This is a genomic window from bacterium (assembly GCA_040755795.1).
In the GTDB taxonomy this organism is placed as follows: Bacteria; UBA9089; CG2-30-40-21; order CG2-30-40-21; family SBAY01; genus JBFLXS01.
The window spans coordinates 1-5,076 of sequence record JBFLXS010000300.1 but is presented as its reverse complement, the minus strand read 5'-3'; the positions used below and the strand labels follow the sequence as shown (position 1 = coordinate 5,076).

Here is a 5,076-nt window from a genome sequence, read left to right as displayed (position 1 = left end):
TCGGAAATTTTACAGCATCTTTTGGAAAAAGTGGGGAATAAATCTGAAACTGATTGGGGAATTAATTTGAAACTGATTGGGGAATTAATTTGAAACTAACTGGGGAATTATTCTGAAACTCGACACCTGTGGCATTGCTGCTGTAGATACCATTTTTACCTATTACTATGATATTCCCACAAAAGAGGAAGATCTGGCAAAGGATTTTTTCCCTGCAATGGTAAAAGAAAAAAGAGGAATCAGTCTTTTGGATATGAAGAGATTTGCAAAAACTATGGGATTTGAAGCATACGGATATAAGACAAATTATTCTGGGCTATTCGAGGTTATTAAAAAAAATCCACTTCCCATTATTGTTCATATGAAACAGAAGACAGAAGACAAAGAAATAGCCCATTTTTCTATAATTGCTGGAATAGTAGATGATTACATCGTGCTAAATGATACTGCTTCGGGTAATATTATCCTTGGAAAAGAAGATTTTTTATCAAAATGGACAGGGTATCTTTTGATTATAATACCTCCAAAAGAGGCTAAAGCGATATATGAAAAGGTTTATGAAAGACTTAAAGAACAACAAGAGGAAGTGATTAAACATGTTCAAAAGATCTATTTTTACAGGGATATTAAGTATTCTCCTTCTTTTTAGCTCTGTTTCTATAGCACAGGTTAAAGAGGGGATTTCTTTTATTAAACTGGAACAAGAAAAAGGATGGTTTGGCTCTTTTGATTTTCTATACACAAGTAACATAATGAAAACTATGAAAAAAAGAGTTTTTGGGATGGTTCACCTTACTGTGAAAGCTTGCGGCTAAATTAGAAACCCGTTTTTTCCGAAAAAACGGGTTTCTGATCTCGTGTAACCCGAGTAGGTTGCCCCGAATTATTGAGGAAGATACGAAGGACCCGCAAGGTTTCACAAGAAAAATGGACGATTTGAACCGTCCCGAGTTTTTCAACCGAATTTAATTGGTGGATATATCTTTAATAAAAAGTGGTCGATAATGACTGAGTTGCCCATTATATACCAGCATACATTTTATTCTTATATACCACAAGAACAAGAAGAGGAAAAAGAGAGACTATTTGCATTAGGAAATATAGAATTTACTCCCCGATATAGCTTTAAATGGAAAGACAAAACAATGCAGGTTTTACTTGGCATCCAAATTCCAACCCTGAATAAGATTGCAGGAAACCTTCCTTATACTGAAACAGAGGAACAGATGAGATTCTTTGAAATAACCCCAGAGATAGGGATAAGTAAGGTATATGATCCTATAATAGGAACCATAAGGTTTTCCTTCAGTCAGCCTTTGTGGAGAGAAAAAGAGAAGGAGAATGTCCGTTCTTTATGGAAGTCCCAATTAGGTTCTGACTTCTATTTTATAATCAATGAGAAATTTTCCTTGTTTTCCAATTTAGCACTTATCTCCCAGAAATCAAAAGAAGATTATCTGTTTCAGATTGGCACTTCTTATAACCCTAAACCCTATCAAGAATGGCAAATTTACTTATTAAATGATTACAATGGCATAACTTGGCAAGGTTCTCTTGGAATTTCTTTTAATCTATTTAAAAAGAAGTAGATTAGGGAGGCTGTGTTTTTGTCAATCGAAAAGTTGACCACCATGGTAACCGAAAAGTTGACCACCTCTGCTTTACTTTTATTAACTACTATTTGTTATTTTAGAAATAATAATAACAATAATAATGTGAGGGACATAAGGGAGAATAATAACTTTTTTTATCTCCTTACGGTTACTGGTCTTACGTAGCTTCTTTTATTGTTAATAAATTGTTAGTAAGCTGTTAATAGGCTGTTGAAAACCAGACAACCTGATTGATAGATTGATGGATAGATGCTAAACCTCGATGTTCAAGTTTTTGAAGTCCCAAAGAGAAGGGAAGCGACGTAAGTATTTGATTTTCCTTGATTTCAATCTGACACCCTTCTCCTTTTTGAGTCTAATGTAAATACAATGAAATCAAGGAGTTATAAAAAACCTTGAACATCGAGTATAACTCGATGTTCAAGGTTTTTTTCTGATAAGGTTGGCACATTTTTTGCTACAACTTGATGTTTAGTCCGCCGAAGGCGGATTTGTGTTTTACCCCCTCGCCTTTCAAACGGCAGGTCTTTCAGCCGCCGACGGCAGAAGGGGCTTTAGCCCCAAATCCACCTGCTGTCAGCAGGTGGTTGTTTAATCAATGGATTGTTGTAGATATTTTTTGTATCAAAAGGGCTTACAGATAAAGGGTTCTCTGCCGATAATTATAATATAGAGAGAAGTAGGGGCGAATAACCATTCGCCTCTACATATTTACTAGTCCCGGTATATAAAAACAACAACCTGATAAATAAGTTACCGTAATGTCGTGGGCTATTCCATTATTTTCTTCGTGACTTAGTGGCTTTGTGGCTGAATAGTTACTTTTTCGTTTAATTCGTTAGATTCGTTTACCAAAGATTCTTTAGCCATTTGTCGGGTCATTGGAAATAAATTGTTTTCTACACCACCGTCCCCTATGTTCTAATGAGGGGCTTTTGTCTGGCTGGGGGGAACAAAGTAGCCCCGTTTGTCCTCGGCATAGAGGTCAAAATAGCCGACAGAAATGGTGGCATCAATCCAGGAACCGGTCCATTTTTTCACCGGTGATTCATAAGAGAGGACATATTGGCCCTGCCCTTTTAGCTTTGACTCTATCTCTTGATAGAGATTGGCCGTCTGTTTCCCGTCCCGGTAGACAGAGATATATTCCCCATTGGTCTCTTTGGCTATTCGTTTCAAGAGATCGCTGTTTTGGCCGATAGTGAAGTCAATAGAGTAAACAGGGCATTGGTTTATTTTGGCATAATTGATGGCCTCATCATACAAGTAGCTTTGCCTGGCCGGCTCTTCCTGCTCGCTGAAGAGAAGGATGAGCTTTCTGGTCGGCAGATTAACGGTCTCTTTAACCGCTGTATGGAGGGCCTTCCAGAGGACATCTCTATCTTCCTGAATCACACTTTCCCGAGTGACGATCTTATCCCAGAGCAGGTCACGATTAGGCGTTCTGGGCTGAATCAAATCCACCTTATCAGCAAAGGTAATTATCTCTATTGATGTGCCCGGTTTGAGGGAATTGATCAACTGTTTGAACACCTCATTGAGCTTGTCTCTGTGTTCTTCCATCCTTAAGCGAACATCCAGAACCAGAATGATAAGCAGACGATCGCTCTTTTCTTGATAGAGATCACTGAAACCGAAAAGAAGGAACCTCACTCCATCTTCGACAATCTTAAAATTGTTTTCGGTCAGCCCCATGACCGGTCGGCCATCATCAGTAGCTACCGTAACTGAATAGACAACCTTTGGAAAATGATCTAATATAACCTGGTTAGTAAGGATATTTAAACCGGCCAGCTTAAAATGGGAAGGCATAAAAGAATCAGCCCTATGACGTTCATAGTCAACCACCCAGAGGGCGCCGTAGCGGTCTAAGGCCACATCGGATGGAGTAGAAAATCTCCCCTTTTTTCCGTTCCAGGTCTTAAGGCAATTCCAATTGAAATCAGCCAGATCAAGTCTTAAGACCACCCCGGAAGCCGCGGCTAGATAGAGGTAACCGCTGGTCTCGAACACCAGTCCCCTGGGCTCAAGAAGACCGGGAGGCAGTGGAAACAACCTCAAGAAATTCCCGCTACTATCAAATTCAACTACTCGGTGGTTCCCGGCATCGCTAACCCAGATATCGCCTTCGGCATCAAGACCCACACCCACCGGCCGATCCAATTCCCCTGGCCGGCGGCCAAATTTCCCCATCTGAAGAAGGAATTTTCCCCCAGGGTCAAATTTCTCTATCCTGGCATTACCGTTATCTACTACATAGATATTTCCATCCTGGTCAACCGTAATCCCTTCCGGCCCCAGAAATTCCCCATCTCCCTGGCCTGGCTGACCAAAACTTAACAGGAAATTGCCTTTCGGATCGAATTTTTGAACCCGGTGATTACCAAAATCAGTCACATAGATATTGCCTTCAGAATCAAGGGCAATGCCAAAGGGATTCAGAAACCGGCCCTGTCCTTCGCCTACCCCTCCAAGCTCAAGTAAAGGAAGCCCGGTAGGTGAGAGCTTCACTATCCGGTGAGAAGAGAAACTAACCAGATAAAGATTGCCCTCACTATCTAAGACTAGGCCGGTAGGATTATGGAAGCCGGCCTCATCCCAACGATTTCCCATAAAAGCGGTTAGATGCTGATATGAGGTAAGGGTCTCCAGGCCTTGAGGTCTACTTAAGTGGTAAATATTATTTATCCGCCGCCGAAGCTCCCTGTCTTCGCCGGCCAACCTCATAAATTCTTCCCAGGCATAAACAGCCTCATCCAGCAACCCCAACCGATAATAGGCCCCACCCAGGTAATACCAGGCCCGTTCAAAGCCGGGAGAAAGGGCTAAGGTTTCTCTAAAGGTCTCAATAGCTTCCTCAAATTTCCCTTCATTATATTGGGCAAACCCCTCTTTAAAGGTAAGGCCGGCCTCCTCCAGACGGGGGTCATATTCCACCTGGCCAGGAGATATTAGCGGATTCAAGATAATAATCAATACCAGGATGGCCTTGAAGATCCGGCTAACCGGCTCTGGTCGGCGGCCTTTATTCGGTAGACTATGGAATAGCCTCATCCAATCGCCTCCCTTATCTCTCAGGCATTCTCTGCCGGCTAAGAATTCGGCCAGAGTATTATTTGTAACCGTTCAGCACATGATGCTAGATGCTCGATGCTCGATCCTCGATGCTGGTAAAGGATCCAGTATCCAGGATCGAGCATCGAGTTTGTGCCTTAGTGGCTGAACGCTTACTATTATTTAAATATGCCAGAGATATCCTGAAATGTCAAGAGAAATACGGGGCTAATTACTGGTGCCTTAGTATCTTTATGGCTGGAACCGTGACGATTTTGCTTGACTTTTATGGTTTTCTATAGTAACATCGAAATAATCGGGGTTCGTAGAGATATCACGATCCACGAGAGGCGAAACACGATTCACGGAATTCATTAAAGCGAGAAAATACCCTTGGAATTTGTTATTA

Annotated in this window: 5 protein-coding genes; 4 read left to right on the top strand and 1 reads right to left on the bottom strand. The window is 41.4% G+C overall.

Annotated elements, in window-relative coordinates:
• The first annotated feature begins 106 nt into the window (after positions 1 to 106).
• The 3 genes from AB1414_15290 (at position 107) to AB1414_15280 (ending at position 1,778) form a co-directional block, all read left to right on the top strand.
• Entirely contained in the window at positions 107 to 649 is a 543-nt protein-coding gene (locus tag AB1414_15290) for a cysteine peptidase family C39 domain-containing protein (GenBank protein ID MEW6608785.1), read from the top strand.
• A 355-nt stretch (positions 650 to 1,004) separates the two neighbouring features.
• A complete protein-coding gene (locus AB1414_15285) occupies positions 1,005 to 1,589 on the top strand; it encodes a hypothetical protein (GenBank protein ID MEW6608784.1) in 585 nt (194 codons plus the stop codon).
• Positions 1,590 to 1,607: 18 nt separating this feature from the next.
• Positions 1,608 to 1,778: a hypothetical protein gene (locus tag AB1414_15280; GenBank protein ID MEW6608783.1), complete on the top strand. Its 171-nt coding sequence runs from the start codon at positions 1,608 to 1,610 to the stop codon at positions 1,776 to 1,778.
• Between the two features lie 756 nt (positions 1,779 to 2,534).
• Here AB1414_15280 and AB1414_15275 read toward each other — a convergent pair.
• Positions 2,535 to 4,667, bottom strand: a complete 2,133-nt coding sequence (locus AB1414_15275) for a 6-bladed beta-propeller (protein ID MEW6608782.1) — start codon at positions 4,665 to 4,667, stop codon at positions 2,535 to 2,537.
• Positions 4,668 to 4,756: 89 nt separating this feature from the next.
• Between AB1414_15275 and AB1414_15270 the strand changes: the two genes are divergently transcribed.
• Positions 4,757 to 4,969: a hypothetical protein gene (locus AB1414_15270; GenBank protein ID MEW6608781.1), complete on the top strand. Its 213-nt coding sequence runs from the start codon at positions 4,757 to 4,759 to the stop codon at positions 4,967 to 4,969.
• The last annotated feature ends 107 nt before the right edge of the window (positions 4,970 to 5,076 follow it).